The following is a 19,725-nucleotide window of genomic DNA, read 5'->3' on the forward strand; positions in this document are numbered from 1 at the left end:
GCCCGAACCGTACTCCCGGTGAGGCGATCCCGCTGCTCAGGAACGTAGGGGTTGCCGGAGCACCGGCCGCGCGGTTCGACGGCGGCGGGCGGGGTGTGCGCGTCCTGGCCCGCCCGGTGGTCCCGCCGGTCGAGGAGCAGCCGGCGGGACCGCCGGCCGGGTCACGGCGTCGCGGGCAGCCGCGCCGCCGCCCGCTCCCCCTCGCGCAGCCGCTCGAAATAGCCCTTCATCGAGGGGTAGTAGTCGTCGAACACCGGCTGCGGCGTGCCCTCGCGCGAGGCGACCAGCATGTCCAGGTAGAACTCCCAGCCCGGACCGACCTCGCCGATGCCCTCCTCGGTGTCCAGGTGGTGCACCAGGCGCAGCTCGGTGTCGCCGTCCACCTCGACCAGGAGCACCTCCAGCCGCCACACGCCCGCCTCGTCCTGGGTGGACACGGCCAGCCGCCGGGGCGGGTCGCAGGCGTCGACCCGGACCTCCATCCACGGCGCCTGCTCCTCGAAGACCATCCGCACCCTGACCGTGCCCCCGGGTCCGCCCTCACCCTCCCAGGGGCCGAACCACCGGGCGGTGCGCTCCGGTTCGGTCAGGGCGGCCCACACGTCGTCGGCCAGCGCCCGGAAGGTGCGGGTCAGCACCAGGTCGCTGCCGGTGGCGGTGCGGAACAGGCGGCCGGTGGGGATGCGGGTCATGCCGTGTTCTCCTCGGATCGGTCGGTGCGGCGTTCCCGCCGGGCGCGGTAGACCTCGGTCTCCAGTGCGTCGAGGTGGTGCGCGAGGCCAGCGGGGCGGTCGAAGCCCGCGAGCCAGCGGGCCAGCGGGGTCAGGCGGGTGGTGTCCAGGTCGTAGAACCGCTGCCTGCCCACGAGTTCGTCGCGGACCAGACCGCTCTCCCGCAGCACGCGCAGGTGCCTGCTCACCGCGGGGCGGCTGATCGCGAAGCGCTCGGCGATCTGCCCGGCGGACAGCGGGCCGTCGTCGCGCAGCATCTCCAGGACCCGGCGCCGCACCGGGTCGGCGATCGCACCCGCCACGTCGTCCACGCCCGGAAGCGTAACCAATGGGTTACGCGTTCGGCAACGGGCCCCCGGCGAGGTCGTCCAGGAACGCGGTCAGCGCCCGCCGGTACGGCTCGACCGTGGTCAGGTCGGCGTGCTCGTCGGGTCCGTGCTGCCCGTCCCCGCCGACCCCGAAGATCACCGCGTCGACCCCGCGCTGGAACCAGAACCGCGAGTCGGCCGCGCCGTGCTTGCGCAGCAGCTCACCCGGGTAGCCCTGAGCCCGCGCGGCCCGCCGCAACGCCCGCACGTCGGGGTTCCCCGGATCGGCCCGGTGGGGCGGCTCCACGGCGTCGACCTCCGCGACGACGCCCGGCGGGCACAGCGCGGTGAGGTGCGCGGCCACCTCCTCGGGCGTGCGGCCGGTGAAGTCCGGGTCCTCCGGCGGGAACCGGATGTCCAGGTGGGCGGTCGCGTCGGCGGGCACCTGGTTGAGCGCCCGGTTGTCGGTGGTGATCCGGGCGAGGTTGACCGTGGTGCGCCACTCCTCCTCGACCGCCACCGGGTACTCCGCCAGCACGGCGTCCACCGCGCGCACCACCTTGAGCACCGCGTTGTCGCCCAGCCACTGGTAGGCGCTGTGCCCGGCGCGCCCGGTCGCGCGCAGCCGCGCCACGACCAGGCCCTTGGACTCGTGCACCACGCGCAGCGCGCTGTGCTCCCCGATCACCACGAAGTCGCCGGTCACCCCCTGCTCCAGCTGGTGCAGGGTGCCGTCGCGCCCGCCGACCTCCTCGTCGGTGACGAGCTGGAGCCCGAGCGGGAACGGCAGGTCGCGCGCACGCTCCCGGAACACCGCGGCGAGCACCAGCGCGGACAGCTTCATGTCCTGCGCGCCGCGGCCGATCAGCCGATCGCCCTCCCGGCGGGCCCGGAACTGCCCGTCCGCACCCGGCACCACGTCGAGGTGGGCGTTGAAGATCACCCGGAAGTGGGGTCGCCGGTCCCCCGCGTGCACCAGCGCGCCCGGCTTGCCGCGCGAGGAGAACCGCTCGACCGTGAAGCCGGGTCCCACGGCGTCGAGCACGAGGTCCAGCGCGCGCCCCAGGTCGTCGGGCCGGTCGGCGGTCGACCGGATGGCGATCAGGTCCTCGACGAGCGTCAGCGGGTCCACCCGGACATCGTGCCCGGTCCCGCCCGCCCGGTCAGCCCGCGTCGGAGGCGACCGGGTCGACGCCCTCCACCGCGGCCGGGCACCGGGGCCGGGCGCGCAGCTCGACCACGGCCACCACCAGCGACAGCGCCACGGCCACCACCGCGCAGCCGATCGCCACCGACACCGCCACCCGGTAGTCCCGGTCCGAGGCCGCCAGCACCGCGTAGAACACGCCCGCCAGCGCCGCCGTGCCGACCGCCGCGCCGACGCGCTGCCCGGTCTGCAACGCGCCGCCCGCCGCGCCCGCCATGGACACCGGCACGTGCCGCAGCGTCAGCGTCGTGTTCGGCGAGATGACCCAGCCGCCGCCGATGCCCGCCACCAGCAGCGCGGGCGCCACGGCCCACCCGGCGACGTGCGCGGGCGCCAGCCGCAGCACCAGCGCGGTCACCGCGAGACCGACCGTGACCAGGCTCAGCCCGGTCACGGTCAGCCTGCGGCCCCACCGCTCCACCAGCCGCCCGCCGACCACGGCCGAGGCCGCCGAACCCACCGCGAACGGCGTCACGGCCAGCCCGGACTCCAGCGGCGTGTAGTCCAGGCCGGTCTGGAAGTAGAGCGCGAACACCAGCCAGATCCCGCTGAAGCCGACGAAGTACACCATCCCCAGCAGCGCGCCCGTGCCGTAGCCGGGGGTGCCGGTGAACAGCCCGATGTCCAGCACCGGGTCGCCGCCGCGCGCCGCCAGCCGCCGCTCCCAGCCCACGAAGAGCACCAGCAGCGCCGCGCCGACGAGGAACAGCCACCACAGCTCGGCCAGCCCGCCCGCCTCGGCCAGCACCAGCGGCAGCATCACCGCCAGCACGCCCGCGCCCAGCAGCCCACCGCCCAGCGGGTCGAGCTGCCCGCGCCGCCCGCCGCTCCGGCGCGGCAGCAGGCGGGCCGCCAGCACCAGCGCGACCACGCCGATCGGCACGTTGACGTAGAAGATCCAGCGCCACCCCTCGTCCTCGCCGGCCACCGCGAGGATGACGCCGCCGACCACCGGGCCGACCGCCGTGGAGATGCCCACGGTCGCGCCGAAGAACCCGAACGCCCGGCCGCGTTCGGCGCCCCGGAACAGCTGCTGGATCAGCGCGGAGTTCTGCGGCGCCAGCGCGCCCGCCGACACGCCCTGCAACAGCCTGGCCACCACCAGCACCTCGGTGGTGGGCGCGAGCCCGGCCAGGGCGCTGAACAGCACGAAGCCGCCCAGCGCCCACAGGAACACGGTGCGCCGGCCGATGGCGTCGCCGAGCCGCCCGGCGGGCACCAGGGCCAGGCCGAAGGCCAGCGCGTAGCCCGACACCACCCACTGCACCCCGGCCGGGGTGGTGCCCAGGCCGTGCTGGATGGACGGCAGCGCCACCGACACGATGCTGACGTCGAGCAGGCTCATGAAGCCCGCCACCAGGGTCACCGTCAGCGCCCGCCACCGCCGGGGGTCGGGCTCGTACGCGCTGGTCACCCCCTCTTCCTACTCGCCGTCGCGATCACCCGCACGGCGGCGGGTGTGATCGCGACGGCGGCGGGATACCCCACCGGCATGGATGCCGAGGCGAACGTGACCGACGAGGACCTGCGCCGGTTCGTGCTGGACGGGCTGGACGAGGACGAGCGGCGGTTGGAGCGCGAGGAGCTGCCGCTGCTGGACGAGGCCGAGCGCCAGGGCAGGCTGCGGGTGCTGCGCACCGATGACCGGCAGGGCTTGGTGCTCGTGCCCGGTCCCGCCCAGGCGATGACGGAGCGCACCCCCGTGCCGTTCGAGGAGAAGGCGCGCTGGCTGCGCGAGGAGGTGGAGGGCACCGGGAACCACGACGTGCTGCGGCTGCTGGCCGCCGCCTACGACACCCGCCACGGTTGGCAGGAGGAGTGGCGGCCCACGCCGGTCGCGGGGTGAGCGGTCGCGGGCTGGGCGGTCGCGGGCTGGGCGGTCGCGGTTTGAGCGGTCGGGGCCAAGCGCGGTCGGGGCCAAGCGGCAGGAGCGGACCGGTCAGCCGCTGAGCGCCCGCGCGGCGCGCGGCACGGGTACCTCGCGGTCACCCGTGTTGCGCGCCAGCAGCGCCTGCGACTCGGCCACCCCGACCGGACCACCCGGCAGCGCGCCGTCACGCCGCTTCAGCTCCACCAGGGCGTCGTCGATCGCGGCGTGCGCGGCGAACAGGCACGGCGTGCTGTAGATCGCCACGTCCACCCCCAGCCCGGCCAGGTCCGCCAGGTCCAACCGCGGCGAGCGGCCACCCGCGATCTGGTTGAACACCACCGGCGTGGCGCCCGCCGCCTCCCGCACCCCGCGGATCACCTCGACCGAAGGCACCCCGTCGACCAGCACCGCGTCCGCGTCCGTCCCCGCCAGCGCGGCGGCCCGGCGCAGCATCTCCGGCTCCTCGGTGGCGTCGGTGCGGGCCACCACGAACAGGTCGGTGCGGGTGTCGAGCACGCGACCCAGCTTCTCCAGGTACTCGGGCAGCGGCAGCACCTGCTTACCGCCCACGTGCCCGCACCGCCGCGGCCGCCGCTGGTCCTCCAGCACCACGCCCGAGGCGCCGACCTGCTCCAGGCTCCGCACCACGTGGCAGGCGACCTCCGGGTCCACGTAACCGTCGTCGATGTCCACCAGCAGGTGGTGGCGCGGGAACACCAGCCGCAGCCGCTGCACGAACGACACCACGTCCGGCCAGGCGATGAACCCGAGGTCGGGCAAGCCGTAGTGGGACGCGGCGAGGCCGAAGCCCGAGACGAACAGCGCGTCGTAGTGCCGTGCCGCCACGGACGCCGACAGCATGTCGAAGACGCCGATGACCGGCGTGACCCGGTTCGACGCCACCGCCCGGCGCAGCGCTTCCCCGTAACCCGTTGCCGCGTGACCCATGTCGGGCACGGTGCCGGCCGGAGCGGTCGGGGTCGAGATATCGAAAGGATGATCCACATCGTCGCGGCCCGTGCCCGGGTCCGCGCCTCCGACGTCGTCGCGCACACCCGACCGGAGGGGCCTTCACGTTCCGACCGGTCTTCGCTACCGTCGCCCCGGGAACGCTCCCAGCATGTCGAGCACCGAGGCCGACGACCCGCCGGCGACGCCTCGCGGAGGGATGGCGATGCACCTCACCCGTCGGTTCCGGTTCGCGGCCCTGGTCGCCGCGGCCGCGGTCGCCGCCACCGCGGCCCCCGCCCACGCGGCCCCCGGCGCCCTCTCCCGGGCGCACACCGCGGGTCGGGTGCAGAGCGGGCCGGACCTCGTCCGGTACACCTGGCCGGGCGTCTACTTCGAGGGCCGCTTCCGCGGCACCGGGGTCGGGGTGGTGCTCGACGACCCCCACAACGACTACGACGTCCAGGTGGACGGGACCACCGTCGCCACCCTGGTCACCCCGGGTCGGACCACCCACCGGATCACCGGCCTGACCGACGCCGAGCACCGGGTGCGGCTGGTCAAGCGCACCGAGAGCCCGTGGGCCGCGGGCGCGTTCGGCGGTTTCACCGCCGAACCCGGAGGCCGGCTCCTGGCCAAGCCCCAGGCCCGGCACCGGCGGATCGAGTTCATCGGCGACTCGCTGACCGCGGGCTACGGCAACACCTCCACCAAGCGCGACTGCTCGGCCAACGGCGGGGTCGCCCGCAACACCAACGCCGACCTCGCCTTCGGCCCCCTCACCGCCCGCGCCCTGGGCGCGGACTACCGGGTCAACGCCCAGTCCGGGCTCGGCATGGTCCGCAACTACAACGGCGGCGACCCCGGCGTCACCTTCCGCACCTACTACGACCGGGTGCTCCAGCACCTGGACGAGAGCCGACGCGGCCACGACGGGTGGCGACCGCAACTGGTCGTGATCGGCCTGGGGACCAACGACTTCTCCACCGCGATCAACCCCGGCGAGCCGTGGACCGCGGAGAGCCTGGTCACCGCCTACCGGACGGCCTACCACGGGTTCCTGGACCGGCTGCGCCACCGGTACGGCCCCGGCACCACCATCGTGGTCGGCGCGACCGCCGCGGGTGGCACCACCGCGTTCGCCGACGCCGCCGAGCGGGTGGTGCGCGAGCGCAACGCCCGGGGCGACGACCGGGTCCGCTACTGGTACTACGACGACCCGAAGCTGGACCGCCTCGGCTGCGACTGGCACTTCTCGCTGCACGACCACCGGGTCATCGCCGGTCTGCTCACCGGGCACCTGGCCGGTCTGCGCCTCCCCTGGTGAGGGCCGCCCCCTCGGGATCCCGCACCATTAGTGACAAATTCACTCTTTGCCACCCTTTGTGGGGTATTCACCCACAACATCAACTGTTAGTCCTGAAAGGGTCCGCTCCACCCAACCCCGATGGAGACGAGATCCATGCGCGCACCACGGGCCCTGTTCCCCGTACTGCTGGCGCTGATCGCCACCGCGGTCATCGCCGCGCCCGCCCAGGCGGCGCCCCTGGCGGGCAAGTACGTCGCCCTCGGCGACTCCTACACGACCGCCCCCGGCACCCGCACCTACGACAACCCCAACGACGCGTGCCGCCGGGGTCCGCTGACCTACCCGCGGCTGTGGGCCGCGGCCCACCCGTCCGTGGCCTTCGTGGAAGCCGCCTGCTCCGGCGCCACGACCACCACCATGGCGACCGACCAGCTGCCGCTGGTCACCGCGGACACCACGCTGATCACCATCCAGGTCGGCGGCAACGACGTCGGTTTCGTCGACGTGCTGACCAACTGCGTGCTGACCATCGACGACCGCGACTGCATCAACGGCGTCGAGCTCGCCAAGCAGGCCGCGAACGCCTACCTCTCCCCCGGCCTGGCGCAGCTCTACGCGGCGGTGCGGGCCAAGGCTCCGTCCGCCCGGGTGATCGTGGTCGGCTACCCGCGGCTCTACACGATCCGAGGCTCCTGCGGCATCTTCGGGCTCAGCGACACCGAGCGCACCGCGCTGAACTCCGCCTCGGACACCCTGGCCACCATCATGGCGCAGCGCGCGGCCGAGGCCGGGTTCACCTTCCTCGACGCGCGACCGGTGTTCGACCCGCACTCGCTGTGCTCCAGCGGCACCAAGTGGGTCACCAGCCTGGAGTGGGACAAGATCAACGAGTCCTACCACCCGAACGCGGCCGGTCACCGCAACGGCTACTACGCCACGCTCAACTCGCTGACCGCGGGCATCACGGGCGCGTGACGGGAACCGGGGCGCCCGCCGCGAGCGGGCGCCCCGGCCCGGCTCAGCCACCGGCGGGCACCAGGAGCTGGGTGGCCGCCAGCTCCCGGTACAGGCCGTCGACCGCGACCAGCTCCGCGTGCGTGCCCGAGGCCCGCACCTCGCCCCGCTCCAGCACCACGATCTGGTCCGCGTCGGTCACCGTGGACAGCCGGTGCGCGATCAGCACCACCGTGCAGCGCCGGGACGCCTGGTCCACCGCGTCGCGCAGCGCGTGCTCGTTGCGGGCGTCGAGCTGCGCGGTGGCCTCGTCCAGCAGCAGCACCCGTGGTTTGCGCAGCAGGGCGCGGGCGATGGCCAGCCGCTGGCGCTCACCGCCGGACAGGGCCACACCGCGCGTGCCGACCTCGGTGTCGAGCCCGGCGTCCAGCCGCTCCACGAACTCCAGCAGCCGCGTCGCCCGCAGCGCCTCCTCGACGTCCGCCGCGGTGGCGTCCGGCGCGGCGTAGAGCAGGTTGTCGCGCAGCGTGCCCGCCATGACGGGCGAATCCTGCTCCACGTAGGCGATGAGCCTGCGCAGCTCGGCGCGCGGCATCGTGGTGACGTCCACGCCGTCGACCCGGACGGTGCCGCCGGTGGGCTCGTAGAACCGCTGGAGCAACGCGAACGCGGTGGTCTTGCCCGCGCCGGACAGGCCGACCAGCGCGGTCTGCGTGCCGGGCGCGACGGTGAAGGACACCCCGCGCAACGCCGGCTCCCGGCCGGGGTAGGCGAACTCCACGCCGTCGAACTCCACCGCGGGCGGCGGGCCGTCCGGCGCGGCCACGGGCAGGTCCACGTCCTCCTCGACCGGCATCCCGCGCACCTCGTCGATGCGCCCCACCGCGCCCAGGCCCTGCTGGAGCACGCCCAGGCCCGCGGCCAGCGACCCGATCGGCGAGGCCAGGTAGAACACGTAGAGCAGGAACGCGATCAGCTCCGGCGCGGTCATCCCGCCCGCCGCGACCAGCGCGCCGCCGACGCCCAGCACCGCCAGGAACGCGCCCTGGATCGCCACGCCGGTCAGCACCTTCACCACGGCCACGTACTTCGCGCCGACCAGTCCGGCGGCGTACGCCTCGTCCACGGCCGCGCCGGCCAGCGCGGTCTCCCGGGCCTCGGCGCCGTTGGCCTTGACCGTGCGGGCCGCCCCGAGCGCGCGGTCCAGCGCCGCGCCGACCGCGCCCACCGCGGACTGCGCGCGGGCCACCGCGACGCGGATGCGCGGCAGCACGACCAGCAGCAGCACCGCCACGAACACGATCACGCCCGCGGTGACACCGAGCAGGCCGACGTGGACCGTCGCCATCATCGCCACCGCGCCGAGCGTGGTGAGCAGGCCGTTGGCGACCATCACCAGCCCCTCGGTGGCGGCGTTCTGCACCAGCGTGCTGTCGGAGGTGACGCGGGCGGTGAGGTCGCCGGGCGGGCGGCGGTCCAGCTCCGGCACGCGCAGCCTGATCAACCGGAACACCAGGTCCCGCCGCACCTGCCGGACCACCCGCTCGGCGGTGCGCTGCTGCCACCACGACTGCACGCCGGTCAGCGCCGCGCCCGCGACCACCAGCGCGGCCAGCAGCAGCACCGGGCGCAGCGGCGGCTCGCCCGTGCCCAGCGACTCCAGCACGTCCCGGGCCACCAGCGGCTGCACCAGCCCGCAGGCGCTCGCGGCCAGCACGAGCAGCAGGCTGCCCAGCAGGACCGCCCGGTGCGGCCGGGCGTAGGTGAGCAGCACGCGCAGGGGCTTGGCCGGTTCAGTCATCTTCGGTCCCGGGAGGTCGGTGGGGCGTCGGGGAGGAGCGCGGCTCAGCGGCCGGCGGCGGTGGGCGCGGGCAGGGCGGCGGTGGGCGCGGTCGGGGCACCGGTGGGCGCGGGCAGGGCGGCGGTGAGCCGTTCGAGGTGGTCGGCCGTCGCGCTCGCGCCGCCGGCCTCGCGGAACGACCGGCTGATCGCCGCGGCGGCGGCCCGGTGACCGCCGGCCTGGTCCAGGACGGCGTCCAGCGCCTCGCCCAGCCCCTCGGCGCCCACCCGCCCGAACCGCACCCGCACGCCCGCGCCGGCCGCGACCACCTGGTCCGCCACCACGGGCTGGTCGTCGCGGATGGGCGCGAGCACGAGCGGCACGCCGTGCCACAGCGATTCGCACACGGTGTTGTGGCCCGCGTGGCACACCACGGCGGCGCACCGGGCCAGCAGCTCCAGCTGCGGCACGTGCGGGAGCACCAGCACCTCCGGCGGCGCCTCGACCAGCACCCCGCCGGGGTCGACCACGACGCCCTGGAGGTGCGGCCGCGCCACCAGGGCGGCCGCGGCGGCGGCCAGGAAGCGCCCGCCCGCGTCGGTGTTCGCCGTGCCCAGGCTGACCAGCACCACCCGCCGGTCCGCGGCCAGCAGGTCCCACGGGAACTCCCCGGCCGGCCGGGCGGTGACGGCCGGGCCGACCAGCCGCACCCCGGCGGGCAGGTCGACGTCCCCGACCAGCGCGCGGGTGGTGAAGCCGATCACGCCGAGCGGCGGGTGGCGGGGGTCCCCGACCGCCGCCGGGTCCCCGATCCGCGACCGCAGGGCGCCGAGCAGGTCGGTCAGCCAGTCGCGCACCTTCGGCAGGCCCGCGAGCACGTCGACCAGCTCCGCGGAGGTGCTGGCCGACGCCGCGCACGGCACACCCAGGCGCTCGGCCACCAGCGGCCCGGCCACCGCGTGCTGGTCGGCCAGCACCAGGTCCGGGCGGAAGTCCGCCACGGCCGCCGCCACGCCGTCGGCCATCGCCTCGGCCAGCGGCACGAAGAAGTCCCGCCACAGGAACCGGAACGCGGCCGGGCCGGTGAGCCCCGGCGGCCGGACCAGCCCCCCGGAGGGCGGCAGGTCGCAGTCGAACACCCGGGCGCCCGGACCGGCGAGCCGGCGCACCAGGTCGGCGTGCCCGGCCCAGGCCACCTCGTGCCCCCGGTCCCCCAGCTCCGCCGCCACCGCCACCAGCGGGTTGACGTGACCGACCAGCGGCGGCACCACCAGCAGGAACCGGCTCACCCGGTCACGCCCGTCAGCGCATGGTGGTCGCGCACCCACCCCAGGACCAGCTCGCGGGTCTCGTGCGGGCGCTCGATGAGCACCGAGTGGCCCTGGTCGGGCAGCACGACGGTGCGGCAGTCGGACAGCCTGGCCTCCAGGTCGGGCACCTGGGCGGCCAGCCCGGACCGGTCGCCGAAGACCGCCAGCAGCGGGCAGCCGAGCGCGGACAGGTCGTCGTCGATCACCCGGCTGCGCGGCACGTCCTCGGCCAGCGTGGTGGCCTCCAGGATCCGGCTCGCCCCCCGGGACAGCCGGGCGGTGTGGGAGCCGTGGTTGGCCTCGATCCAGCCGATGACCTCCTCGCGCGCGAGCCTGGCCTTGGCGTCGGCCAAGCCGTCGGCCATGTGCTCCAGCCAGGTCGCCACCGGCGGCTCGGACTCGATCATGGTCACGGTGGCCACGCGCTTCGGGTGCCAGGCGGCCAGGCCCGCGGCGACCGTGCCGCCGAACGAGTTGCCGACCACGTGCACGGGTCGGGTCTCGGGCAGGGCGTCGAGCAGGTGCGCCAGGTCGTCGACGAACTGCTCCAGCCGGTAGCCGGTGGCCGGCCGGTCGCTGCGGCCGTGCCCGCGCAGGTCGTACATCAGCACGTCCACTCCCGCCGCGGCGAACCCCGGCCCGACGGTGAGGTAGTAGCTGGCCAGGCTGTCGGTGAGCAGGCCGTGCACGAACACCACCACCGGCACGTCCGCGCCACCGCCGGCGGCGGGCAGGCGCTGCACGTGCGTGGTGATCCCGCCGGTGCGGAGCTTCGCCATCACGCCGCCCGCAGCTCGTCGACCACGTGGTCCACCAGCTGGCCGACGGTGAGCCCGATGATCTCGTCCAGCTCCAGCTCGGCCACGAACTCGGCGAAGTTGACCCGGTCGCCGTAGTGCTCGCGCAGCGCCGCCGACAGCGTCACCAGGTCGATGCTCTCCAGCTCCAGGTCGCCGTGGAAGGTGGCCTCGCGGGTGATCTCGACGTCGTCCAGGCCCTGCTCGTCGAGCAGCTCGCGCAGCATCGCGGTGATGTCGTCGAGCACGGCCCCGGGGTCGGTCGCGGGCGTGGTGGTCTCGGTGCTCATGGTGCCTCTCCTCGTTGTGCGGTCCACGCGACGACGTACCGCCGCGGCGGCAGGCCCGGCGGGTTGACCAGGTCGCGGACCCGCACGGTGTACGCCGCGCCCGCCACCTCGACGCACAGCCGGTCCCCGGCCGCCGACACGACCCGGGGTTCCTCCGGTCCGGTGCCGCACCGCGCGGCGACGGCCTGGACGGCGGCCCGGTGGGCGGCGGCCCAGCGGTTCGGGTCGCCGGGTGGGTTGTCGGGTGAGCCGCCCGGCAGCGCCCGCCGCGCCGGGTCGGGGACCCACTGGTCGGAGGCCGGCCGGCCGGGAACCGGCTGGTCGAGGATCTCCTCCACCCCGATGCCGCAGGGCCCGCGCGCGGCGAGCGCCACGCCGACCTCCGCGCGGTGGGCGATGGAGACGTCGATACCGGACACGTCGCGCCCGTGCACACCGCGCAGGCGGGGCCGGCCCTCGGCGTCGTCGTCCACGGCCACCTCGGCGGGGTAGACGTCGCCCACTCCCCCGCGCCACAGCACGGTGCGGGCGGCGTCCTTGGCGGCGATGCGCCCGAGCAGCCACTGCCGCCTGCGGCTCGGCGGCTGCGCCTCGTAGGCGTCGCGCTCGACGCCGCCCAGGACGTTGCGCATGACCAGTTCGCGCGTCGCCAGGTCCGGCCACCGCTCGTGCACGACGGCACAGCCCTCGTCGTCCACCGCGGACAGCGTGTGCGCGCCGGGGAACCGGTCCACGGCGCGGATGTTCGGGTCGGTGTCGAACCGGCGGTCGGTCCAGCCGGTGATCCGGGCCCACACCCGGCCGTGTTGGGAGAGCTGGACGTCCGCGGTCACGGTGAGGTCGGTGACGCCGGTGATCCGGACGTGGCAGTCCAGCGGCCCCTCGGGGCGCGGGCCGTGCAGCACGAGGCGGTCCAGGCGGGTCGGGAAGACCGTGGTGCGCTCGGGCAGCACGGCCATCACCCAGTAGCCGAACAGCTGGCCGACGTTGTCCAGCAGCGCGCCCGGGGTCGGCAGGTCCGCGAGGACACCGCGCACGTGCCGGTCCCCGATCGCGGTCAGCTCGGCCACGCCCTGGAACAGCGGGCCGTGGAACATCCAGCGCTCGTCGTAGAGCTGCCGGGCGGTCAGGTCGGGGGTGCGCTCGGGGGCGTCGAGCGGCCAGGGCCCGGGTGGCGGGGCGTACCGGTCGCCCAGCTCGACGACCGCCCGCGAGTACCCGGTCAGGGACACCTCGACGCGGTCCGGGACGACCCGGCGGACGGAGACGGGGAGGTCGGCGGCGGGGATCGCGGTGATCCACTTCAGCAGCCGCACGTCGTGCACGGCCACCGCGCGCCGGCCCGGGGTGACGCGTTCGGCGAGGTCCATCAGGTGGGTGATGACGGTGGTGGCGGGGACGATGGGCCAGCGGTCGGCCTCGTCCGGCCAGTCCGGGCGCTGGCGGAAGAAGCAGTGGTCGCGCAGGTAGGGCATCTCGTCGAGGCTGACGCGCAGGACCGACGACACCTGCGGCACGGGGGTGGCGGAGCCTCTCGGGGCGCCGCGGCCGGGCGGGGCGAAACCAGGCGGGGCGACCAGGCCGGGCGGGACGGAGCCGGTCGGGACGGGGCCAACAGGGACGGGGCGGGTCGGCGCGAGACTGGCCGGCACGGGGCCGGTTGGGACAGGGCCGGCCGGCGCGGAAGTGGCCGGCGCGGGGGTCGTCGGGCGCAGGACCGGGCCGGCCGGTCGCGGGGCCGGGAGGCGGGTCGCGGTGCGTACCGCCGAGGCGCGGGCGCTGATCAGCTCGGCCGCGATCCCGGCGGTGTCGTGCAGGAGGGCGGACAGCTCGGCCGCCAGCGGGTTCCCGGCGAGACCGGCCAGGGGGTCGCCGGGCAGGCCGACCGGGTGCGGCGGCACCGTCACCCGGTGCGGCGACGCGGCCACCGGGGACGGCGACGCCGTCATCGGGTACGACGGCGCGGCCACCGGCCGCGTGCGCGCGGCGGCCGGGCCCAGCTCAGCCCGCCGGTCCTCCGGCAGGGAGACCAGGGGGTTGCCCAGCTCCAGCCGCACCGGGGCGCGGCGCGTGGCGCGGACCGGCGCGCGGGCCGGCAGCAGCGGACCGGCGTCGGCCTCGGCGCCGTGCGCCCACAGGGCCGTGACCACCCTCCGCAGCTGCGCCAGGCCACCGTGCGCGGACACCACCAGGTGATCCCGGCCCGCCAGGGTGTCGTCCACCAGCGAGCCCAGCTGACCCGGCCCCACCTGCACGAAGGTCCGGAAGTCGGCGTCGTGCATCGCGCTGGTGAGCGGGCGGAAGCGGACGGGTTCGAGCAGGTGCCGGATGAACAGCTCCCGCACCGCGCCCGGCTCGTCCGGGAACGGGGCCGCGGTGGTGGCCGACCAGACCGGGGTGGAGGCCGGGCGCAGGGTGTAGCCCTGCGCGGCCTCGCGGATCGGGTCCAGGTAGGGCGCGAGCATCGGCGTGTGGAAGCCCGAGCGGAACGGCAGGACCCGGCTGATCACGGCCTGCGCGCGGAACCGCCGCACCACCGCGTCCACCTCGGCCTCCGGGCCGCAGACCATGGCCTGGCTGGGCGCGTTGTCGTGGGACAGCACCACGCCGGGGTGCTCGGCCAGCGCCTCGACCACCCGCTCCGCCGAGGTGCCGATGACCGCGAACACCACGCCGGGCACGCGCAGCGCCCCGGGGTCGAACGCGGCGAGGAACGCGTCCACCTCCTCCGGGGCGTGGATGCCGCCGGCCGCCATCGCGGTCCACTCCCCCACGCTGTGCCCGGCCACCGCGTCCGGCACGACGCCCAGCCCGCGCAGCGCGGCGTCGAGCACCCGGCCGACCTGGAACACCGCCACGCCGTGCCGCCCGACGTCGCCGACGCGCGTGCCGCCGTCGACCGACCAGGGCAGGCCGAACCGCCGCGCCACGTCGGCCACCGCCGGTTCGAACTCGGCCTCCAGGCCGGGGAACAGGAACGCGGTCCGCCCGCCGAGCGGTCGCGGGCTGAACCACACGTCGCCGCGGCCGCGCCACGGCACGCCCTTGGCCACCGCCTTGCGGGCCAGCGCGAGCTTGCGCGGCGTCGGGTCGACGATGCCCAGGCGGCACGGCTCGCCCACGGCGGCGCGCTCGTCCAGGCCCTCCGCCCCGGCGTCCAGCAGGTCCAGCAGGTCCGCCGGGGAGGCGGCGGCCAGGCGCAGCACCCGCGTCGGCTCGGTGACCGCCACCCTGGCGGTCGCGGCCGGTGCCTCGTGCAGCACCACGTGCGCGTTGATGCCGCCGAACCCGAAGGCGTTGACCGCCGCCCGCCGGGGCGCGCCGCTCGCCGGGGTCTCCCAGGACCGGGCCCGCGCCAGCGGCTCGAACCGGGTCGCGGCCAGGGCGGGGTGCGGCTCGTCGCAGTGCAGGGTCGGCGGCAGCACCCGGTGGTGCACCGCCAGCGCGGCCTTGACCAGGCCCGCGATCCCGGCGGCCGGCATGGTGTGGCCGATCATCGACTTGACCGACCCGAGCGCGGCGCGCGGGCCGTCCGCCGGGCCGAACACCTCGGCCAGGGTCTCCAGCTCCGCGCCGTCGCCGGCGGGGGTGCCGGTGCCGTGGGCCTCCAGCAGGCCCACCGCGTCCCGCTCGCGCGGGTCCAGGCCCGCCGCCTCCCACGCCTGGCGCACCGCCCGCACCTGGCCGCCCGGGTCGGGGTTGAGCAGGCTCGCGGACCTCCCGTCGCTGGCCACGCCCGTCCCGGCGATCACCGCGTACACCCGGTCGCCGTCGCGCTCGGCGTCGGCCAGCCGCTTGAGCACCACCACCCCGGTGCCCTCGCCGATCAGCACGCCGTCCGCGCCGCGGTGGAACGGGCGGATGCGCTGGCTCGGGGACAGCGCGCCGAGCTGGCTGAACACGCTCCACAGCGTGATGTCGTGGCAGTGGTGCACCCCGCCGGCCAGCACCACGTCGCACCGGCCGCCGGTCAGCTCGCGCACCGCCTGGTCCACCGCCACCAGCGACGACGCGCACGCCGCGTCCACCGTGTAGGCCGGGCCGCGCAGGTCCAGCCGGTTGGCCACGCGCGAGGCGGCGAGGTTGGGCACCAGGCCGATCGCCGACTCCGGGGCCTCGGGGCCGAGCTGGTCGGCGAAGGCCGCGCGGACCCGCTCCAGCCGGTCGTCGTCCAGCTCGGGCACCAGCTCGCGCAGCGTGCGCACGACCTGGTTGGCGGTGCGGACCCGCTGGTCCAGCCGCACCAGGCCGGGCGTGAGGTAGCCGCCCCGGCCGAGCACCACGCCGACCCGGCGGCGGTCGGCGGGCAGCACCGCGTCCCCGCCCGCGTCCGCGATGGCGTCGGCGGCGACCTGGAGCGCGATCAGCTGGTCGGGCTCGGTGCCCGGCACGGACCCCGGCATCACGCCGAACCCGGCCACGTCCACCGCGGCGTCGACGAACCCGCCGCGCCGGCAGTACACGCGGTCCGCGCGCCGCGGCCCGGCCGGGTCGTAGAACTCGCCGTCCCACCGGTCCGGCGGCACCTCGCCGATGGCGTCCACGCCGTCGACGATGTTGCGCCAGTACGCGTCCAGGTCGGGCGCGCCAGGGAACAGCACCGCCATGCCGACGATCGCCACGGCGTCCGCGGTCTGCGGGACCACCCCGGTCACCACCCGGAGGCGGTGTAGACGACGGCGTGCTCGTCGGCCGGGCCCCACGCCAGCTCGCGCAGCAGGCACAGCGGACCCTCGTCGGGGTCGATCAGCGAGATGCCGCGCGCCGCGTAGGACCGCATCAGCTCCGGCGTCACCATGCCGCCGCCCGCCGCCGCCCACGGTCCCCAGTGGACGGTCAGGCCGCGCCGACCGGGCCGGGACCAGCGCCGGGCCAGCTCCTCCAGCGCGTCGTTGGCCGCCGCGTAGTCGCACTGGCCGCGGTTGCCCAGGGCCGCGGCGACGCTGCCGAACAGCACGGCGTAGCGCGGGCCGTCCGGCAGGGTGTCCACGGCGTCGAGCAGGGTGCGCGCGCCGTCGACCTTGGTGCCGAACACCCGCCGGAACGACTCCACGGACTTCTCCGCCACCAGCTTGTCCTCGATCACGCCCGCCGCGTAGACCACCGCGTCGAGCCTGCCGTGGTCGTCGTGGACGCGCTTCACCGTGGCGCGCACGGCTTCCGCGTCGCGCACGTCGACCGCGTGGTAGCGCACCGGGCTGCCCAGGGCGGTCAGGTCGGCCAGGGTGGTGCGCACCTCGCGCTCGGCCAGCAGGGCGGACACCGCCCGCTCGATCTCGGCGGGCGAGGTCAGGCCGCGGCCGATGAACGCCGACCGCAGCGCCGCCCGCTCGGTGAGGCCGGCGGTGGCCGGGTCCTCCGGCCCGGTCGGCGCGGGGGTGCGGCCGAGCAGCTCGACCCGGCACCGGCCCGCCGCGGCCAGCGACCGGGCGAAGCGGGCGGTGATGCCGCGCGCGCCGCCCACCAGGAGCACGACCGCGTCCCGGTCCAGCCCGGCGGCCTCGGCCTCGGCCGCGCCGTCACCGGCGGGACCGGCCCCGGCGGCGGCGACCGGGCCCAGGTCGGTCACGGCGAGCCGCAGCCCGCGCCGGCCGTCACCGGCCAGCACCACCGGCTCGTGCTCGGTCGCGCCCAGTTCGGCCAGCAGCGCGGCGGTGACGTCGGCGCCGTCGTCGACCTCGACCAGGGTGGTGACCACGTCCGGGTACTCGCGGGCCAGGGTGCGGAAGAAGCCGCGCAGGCCGGTCGCCGCCCCGGCGCCGCGCCGGTCCACGGCCAGCAGGCCGCGCGGACCGGCCGCGAGCAGCGCCTGGAGGACCGGGAACTCCTCGGGCAGCAGGGACTCGGCGGCGTCGAGCGCGCCCAGGTGGACCACGAAGGAGCCCGCCGGGTCGGAGACCACCTCGACGCCGGCCGCGCGCAGCCCGGCGGCCACCTCGGCGGAGCCCGCGCCGACCAGCACGACCCGCGCGCCCCGCACGTCGAGCGACGGGGCGGGCAGCTCGAACTGCTCGAACACCAGGCGCTTCGGGGCGATCACCACGGCGGCGGGACCGGGGGTGGAGGCGGGGGTGGGACCGAGGGCCGGGCCGGGGGCGGAACCGAGGGCGGAACCGGGTGCGGAACCGAGGACCGAGCCAGGGATCGAGCCAGGGGCCGAACCGGGTGCGGGCAGCTCGGCGGCAGCGGGCGCGGCGGTGCCGGTCACCCGTGCGCTGATCAGGTCCGCGATCGCCGCCGCCGTGCGCGCGGCCGCCAACGCCTCCATCCCCGAGCCGTCGCCGAGGTCCAGGCCCAGCCGGGTCGCGATCTCGCCGGCGATCTCGGTGCGCTTGATGGAGTCCACGCTCAGGTCGGCCTCCAGGTCCAGCCCCGGCTCGACCATCTCCACCGGGTAACCGGTCCGCTCCGCCACGACCAGCACGACCGTGCCCAGCACGTCGACGGGTCCGACCGCCGCGGGAACCGCCACAGGCACGGTGAGCAGGCCCGACAGCGCCTCGGCCAGCCCGGCGGCGGTGCGCGCCCGCGCCAGGTCGTCCAGGCCGGTCGTGCCGTCCAGCGGGAGCCCGAGCCTGGCCGCCAGGTCACCCGCGATCTCCACCCGCTTGATGGAGTCCACGCTCAGGTCCGCCTCCAGGTCCAACCCCGGCTCGACCATCTCCACCGGGTAACCGGTCCGCTCCGCGACCACCTCGACCACCGCCGCCAGCACGTCCACCGGCCCGGCGGCCACGGGCTCAACGGTGACCGGCGCAACGGTCAGCGGCGCAACGGTCAGCGGCGCAACGGCCACGGGCTCGACGGTGACCGGCAGGCCGGTCACCGCGACGGGCGGCACCGGGACCCCGGACGCCCCGAAGTAGGTCATCAGGACGTCCCGCTGCGCCGCGATCAGCTCCCGGCTGGTGCGCAGGAAGTCCGCGATCACGGCGTCCGAGGACGCCGCCGGGGTGTGCTGCTCGGGCACGAGCGCCTCCGTGACACGTCGGGCGGGTTGCAGGGCGCCGGGCTGGGCGGTGCCGTCGGCGCGGCGCACCAGGTGGCCGTCGACGGTCCAGCCGGGCGCGGCGGGCAGGGCGGCCGGGTCGACCGCGTCGCGACCGCGCACCAGCGGGCCGGTGCGCACGTCCACCCCGGCCACGGCCAGCCGCGCCAGGGCGGTGAGGAAGCCGACCAGGCCGTCACCCAGCGGCACGGTCCGGTGCGGGCGGTCGCCGAGCACCGCGTCCACCAGGCCGCTGAGCACCCGACCCGGCCCGACCTCGACGAACACCCGCGCGCCCGCCGCGTGCATGGCCTCGACCTGCTCCGCGAACCGCACGGGCGCGCCGATCTGCGCGGCCAGCTCGGCGCGCACCCCGGCCACCGAGGCGGGGTAGGTGCCGGCGGTGCGGTTGGACCACACCGGCAGGGTCGGCTCGCGCAGCGGCAACGTCTCCAGCACGCGCCCGAACGCCTCTCCCGCGCCCGCCACCAGCGGGCTGTGGAACGCGCACGCCACCCGCACCGGCTTCACGTCGAGCCCGGCCGCGCGCAGCTCGTCGACCGCCCGCGCCACGGCGTCGGAGGGCCCGGAGACCACGGTCTGCCGGGGCGAGTTCCGGTTGGCGGCCACCACCGGCGAGTCGCCCAGCACGGCCTGCACGCGCTCGGCGTCGGCGGACACCGCCGCCATCGTCCCGGGGTCGCCGTCGCGGACCGCGGCCAGGATCGCCTCGGCGCGCGCGGCGCTCGCGGCGAGCAGGTCGGCCGGCGCGAACACCCCGGCGGCGGCCAGCGCGGACAGCTCGCCGTAGCTGTGCCCGGCCACCAGGTCCGGTCGCACGCCGACCGCGGCCAGCAGGTCCGTGGCGGCCAGCTCGACCACGCCGAGCGCGGGCTGCGCCACCCGCGTGTCGGTGACGCGCTCGACCTGCTCGGCCCGCGCGCCCTCGTCGAACGCCGCCGGCGGGTAGAGCACGTCCGCCCACCGCGCGCCCAGCCGCAGGTGCCGCTGCACCTCGGGGAACGCCACGAGCAGCTCGGCCATCATGCCCGGCCGCTGGCTGCCCTGGCCGGGGTAGAGGAACGCGACCTCGCCCGCCGGTTCGCCGTCGGCGTGGAACACGCCCTCGGTCCGCTCCCCCGCGACCGCCGCCCGCAGCCGGTCCACGCCGACGGCGGACCGGGGGGCGAGGGCGCGGTCCTCTTCCCCGGCCAGGGGAGCCAGCGGGCGGGG

Annotated in this window: 14 protein-coding genes; 3 read left to right on the top strand and 11 right to left on the bottom strand. The window is 76.3% G+C overall.

What is annotated here, in order from left to right; all coding sequences use genetic code 11:
* Window positions 1-161: 161 nt before the first annotated feature.
* From ACFP3R_RS25845 to ACFP3R_RS25860, 4 genes are read right to left on the bottom strand one after another with little or no spacing between them, the layout of a single operon-like run.
* Window positions 162-692, bottom strand: a complete 531-nt coding sequence (locus ACFP3R_RS25845) for an SRPBCC family protein (RefSeq protein WP_380639202.1) — start codon at window positions 690-692, stop codon at window positions 162-164.
* A complete protein-coding gene (locus tag ACFP3R_RS25850; protein WP_380639204.1) occupies window positions 689-1,042 on the bottom strand; it encodes a metalloregulator ArsR/SmtB family transcription factor in 354 nt (117 codons plus the stop codon). The genes ACFP3R_RS25845 and ACFP3R_RS25850 overlap by 4 nt, the downstream gene beginning before the upstream one ends.
* A gap of 22 nt (window positions 1,043-1,064) precedes the next feature.
* A complete protein-coding gene (locus ACFP3R_RS25855; RefSeq protein ID WP_380639206.1) occupies window positions 1,065-2,171 on the bottom strand; it encodes a M20 family metallopeptidase in 1,107 nt (368 codons plus the stop codon).
* 31 nt (window positions 2,172-2,202) lie between these two features.
* Window positions 2,203-3,660, bottom strand: a complete 1,458-nt coding sequence (locus ACFP3R_RS25860; RefSeq protein WP_380639208.1) for an MFS transporter — start codon at window positions 3,658-3,660, stop codon at window positions 2,203-2,205.
* A gap of 78 nt (window positions 3,661-3,738) precedes the next feature.
* On the opposite strand from ACFP3R_RS25860, the gene ACFP3R_RS25865 reads away from it, so the two are divergent.
* Window positions 3,739-4,092 (top strand): hypothetical protein, encoded by a 354-nt coding sequence (locus ACFP3R_RS25865; protein WP_380639210.1) that lies wholly within the window; start codon window positions 3,739-3,741, stop codon window positions 4,090-4,092.
* Window positions 4,093-4,185: 93 nt separating this feature from the next.
* Here the strand turns inward: ACFP3R_RS25865 and ACFP3R_RS25870 are convergent, their stop codons facing one another.
* Complete coding sequence (locus ACFP3R_RS25870) at window positions 4,186-5,064, bottom strand: isocitrate lyase/PEP mutase family protein (RefSeq protein WP_380639212.1); 879 nt, start codon at window positions 5,062-5,064, stop codon at window positions 4,186-4,188.
* Between the two features lie 172 nt (window positions 5,065-5,236).
* Between ACFP3R_RS25870 and ACFP3R_RS25875 the strand changes: the two genes are divergently transcribed.
* Together ACFP3R_RS25875 and ACFP3R_RS25880 are read left to right on the top strand one after the other, a co-directional pair.
* Window positions 5,237-6,391, top strand: a complete 1,155-nt coding sequence (locus ACFP3R_RS25875) for an SGNH/GDSL hydrolase family protein (RefSeq protein WP_380639214.1) — start codon at window positions 5,237-5,239, stop codon at window positions 6,389-6,391.
* Window positions 6,392-6,526: 135 nt separating this feature from the next.
* Window positions 6,527-7,348: an SGNH/GDSL hydrolase family protein gene (locus tag ACFP3R_RS25880; protein ID WP_380639216.1), complete on the top strand. Its 822-nt coding sequence runs from the start codon at window positions 6,527-6,529 to the stop codon at window positions 7,346-7,348.
* Window positions 7,349-7,391: 43 nt separating this feature from the next.
* Here ACFP3R_RS25880 and ACFP3R_RS25885 read toward each other — a convergent pair whose 3' ends face one another.
* The 6 genes from ACFP3R_RS25885 to ACFP3R_RS25910 all read right to left on the bottom strand — a co-directional run.
* Window positions 7,392-9,128 (bottom strand): ABC transporter ATP-binding protein, encoded by a 1,737-nt coding sequence (locus tag ACFP3R_RS25885; protein ID WP_380639218.1) that lies wholly within the window; start codon window positions 9,126-9,128, stop codon window positions 7,392-7,394.
* Window positions 9,129-9,172: 44 nt separating this feature from the next.
* Window positions 9,173-10,396 (bottom strand): glycosyltransferase, encoded by a 1,224-nt coding sequence (locus ACFP3R_RS25890; RefSeq protein WP_380639220.1) that lies wholly within the window; start codon window positions 10,394-10,396, stop codon window positions 9,173-9,175.
* On the bottom strand, window positions 10,393-11,196 hold the full coding sequence (locus ACFP3R_RS25895; protein WP_380639228.1) for an alpha/beta fold hydrolase: 804 nt from the start codon (window positions 11,194-11,196) through the stop codon (window positions 10,393-10,395). The genes ACFP3R_RS25890 and ACFP3R_RS25895 overlap by 4 nt, the downstream gene beginning before the upstream one ends.
* Complete coding sequence (locus ACFP3R_RS25900; RefSeq protein WP_380639222.1) at window positions 11,196-11,504, bottom strand: acyl carrier protein; 309 nt, start codon at window positions 11,502-11,504, stop codon at window positions 11,196-11,198. The genes ACFP3R_RS25895 and ACFP3R_RS25900 overlap by 1 nt, the downstream gene beginning before the upstream one ends.
* Window positions 11,501-16,159 (bottom strand): beta-ketoacyl synthase N-terminal-like domain-containing protein, encoded by a 4,659-nt coding sequence (locus ACFP3R_RS25905; RefSeq protein ID WP_380639230.1) that lies wholly within the window; start codon window positions 16,157-16,159, stop codon window positions 11,501-11,503. Before ACFP3R_RS25905 ends, ACFP3R_RS25900 begins: the two co-directional genes overlap by 4 nt.
* On the bottom strand, window positions 16,156-19,725 hold a 3,570-nt coding region (locus ACFP3R_RS25910), incomplete at its 5' end, for an SDR family NAD(P)-dependent oxidoreductase (RefSeq protein WP_380639224.1). The genes ACFP3R_RS25905 and ACFP3R_RS25910, both read right to left, overlap by 4 nt.

The organism is Saccharothrix lopnurensis (genome assembly GCF_042658445.1).
GTDB classification, from domain to species: Bacteria; Actinomycetota; Actinomycetes; order Mycobacteriales; family Pseudonocardiaceae; genus Actinosynnema; species Actinosynnema lopnurensis.

Excerpts from the sequence above, each read along its gene's own strand:
- ACFP3R_RS25845 (WP_380639202.1), bottom strand. The coding sequence starts at position 692 with ATGACCCGCATCCCCACCGGCCGCCTGTTCCGCACCGCCACCGGCAGC.
- ACFP3R_RS25865 (WP_380639210.1), top strand. The coding sequence starts at position 3,739 with ATGGATGCCGAGGCGAACGTGACCGACGAGGACCTGCGCCGGTTCGTG.
- ACFP3R_RS25870 (WP_380639212.1), bottom strand. The coding sequence starts at position 5,064 with ATGGGTCACGCGGCAACGGGTTACGGGGAAGCGCTGCGCCGGGCGGTG.
- ACFP3R_RS25875 (WP_380639214.1), top strand. The coding sequence starts at position 5,237 with ATGTCGAGCACCGAGGCCGACGACCCGCCGGCGACGCCTCGCGGAGGG.
- ACFP3R_RS25880 (WP_380639216.1), top strand. The coding sequence starts at position 6,527 with ATGCGCGCACCACGGGCCCTGTTCCCCGTACTGCTGGCGCTGATCGCC.
- ACFP3R_RS25885 (WP_380639218.1), bottom strand. The coding sequence starts at position 9,128 with ATGACTGAACCGGCCAAGCCCCTGCGCGTGCTGCTCACCTACGCCCGG.
- ACFP3R_RS25895 (WP_380639228.1), bottom strand. The coding sequence starts at position 11,196 with ATGGCGAAGCTCCGCACCGGCGGGATCACCACGCACGTGCAGCGCCTG.
- ACFP3R_RS25900 (WP_380639222.1), bottom strand. The coding sequence starts at position 11,504 with ATGAGCACCGAGACCACCACGCCCGCGACCGACCCCGGGGCCGTGCTC.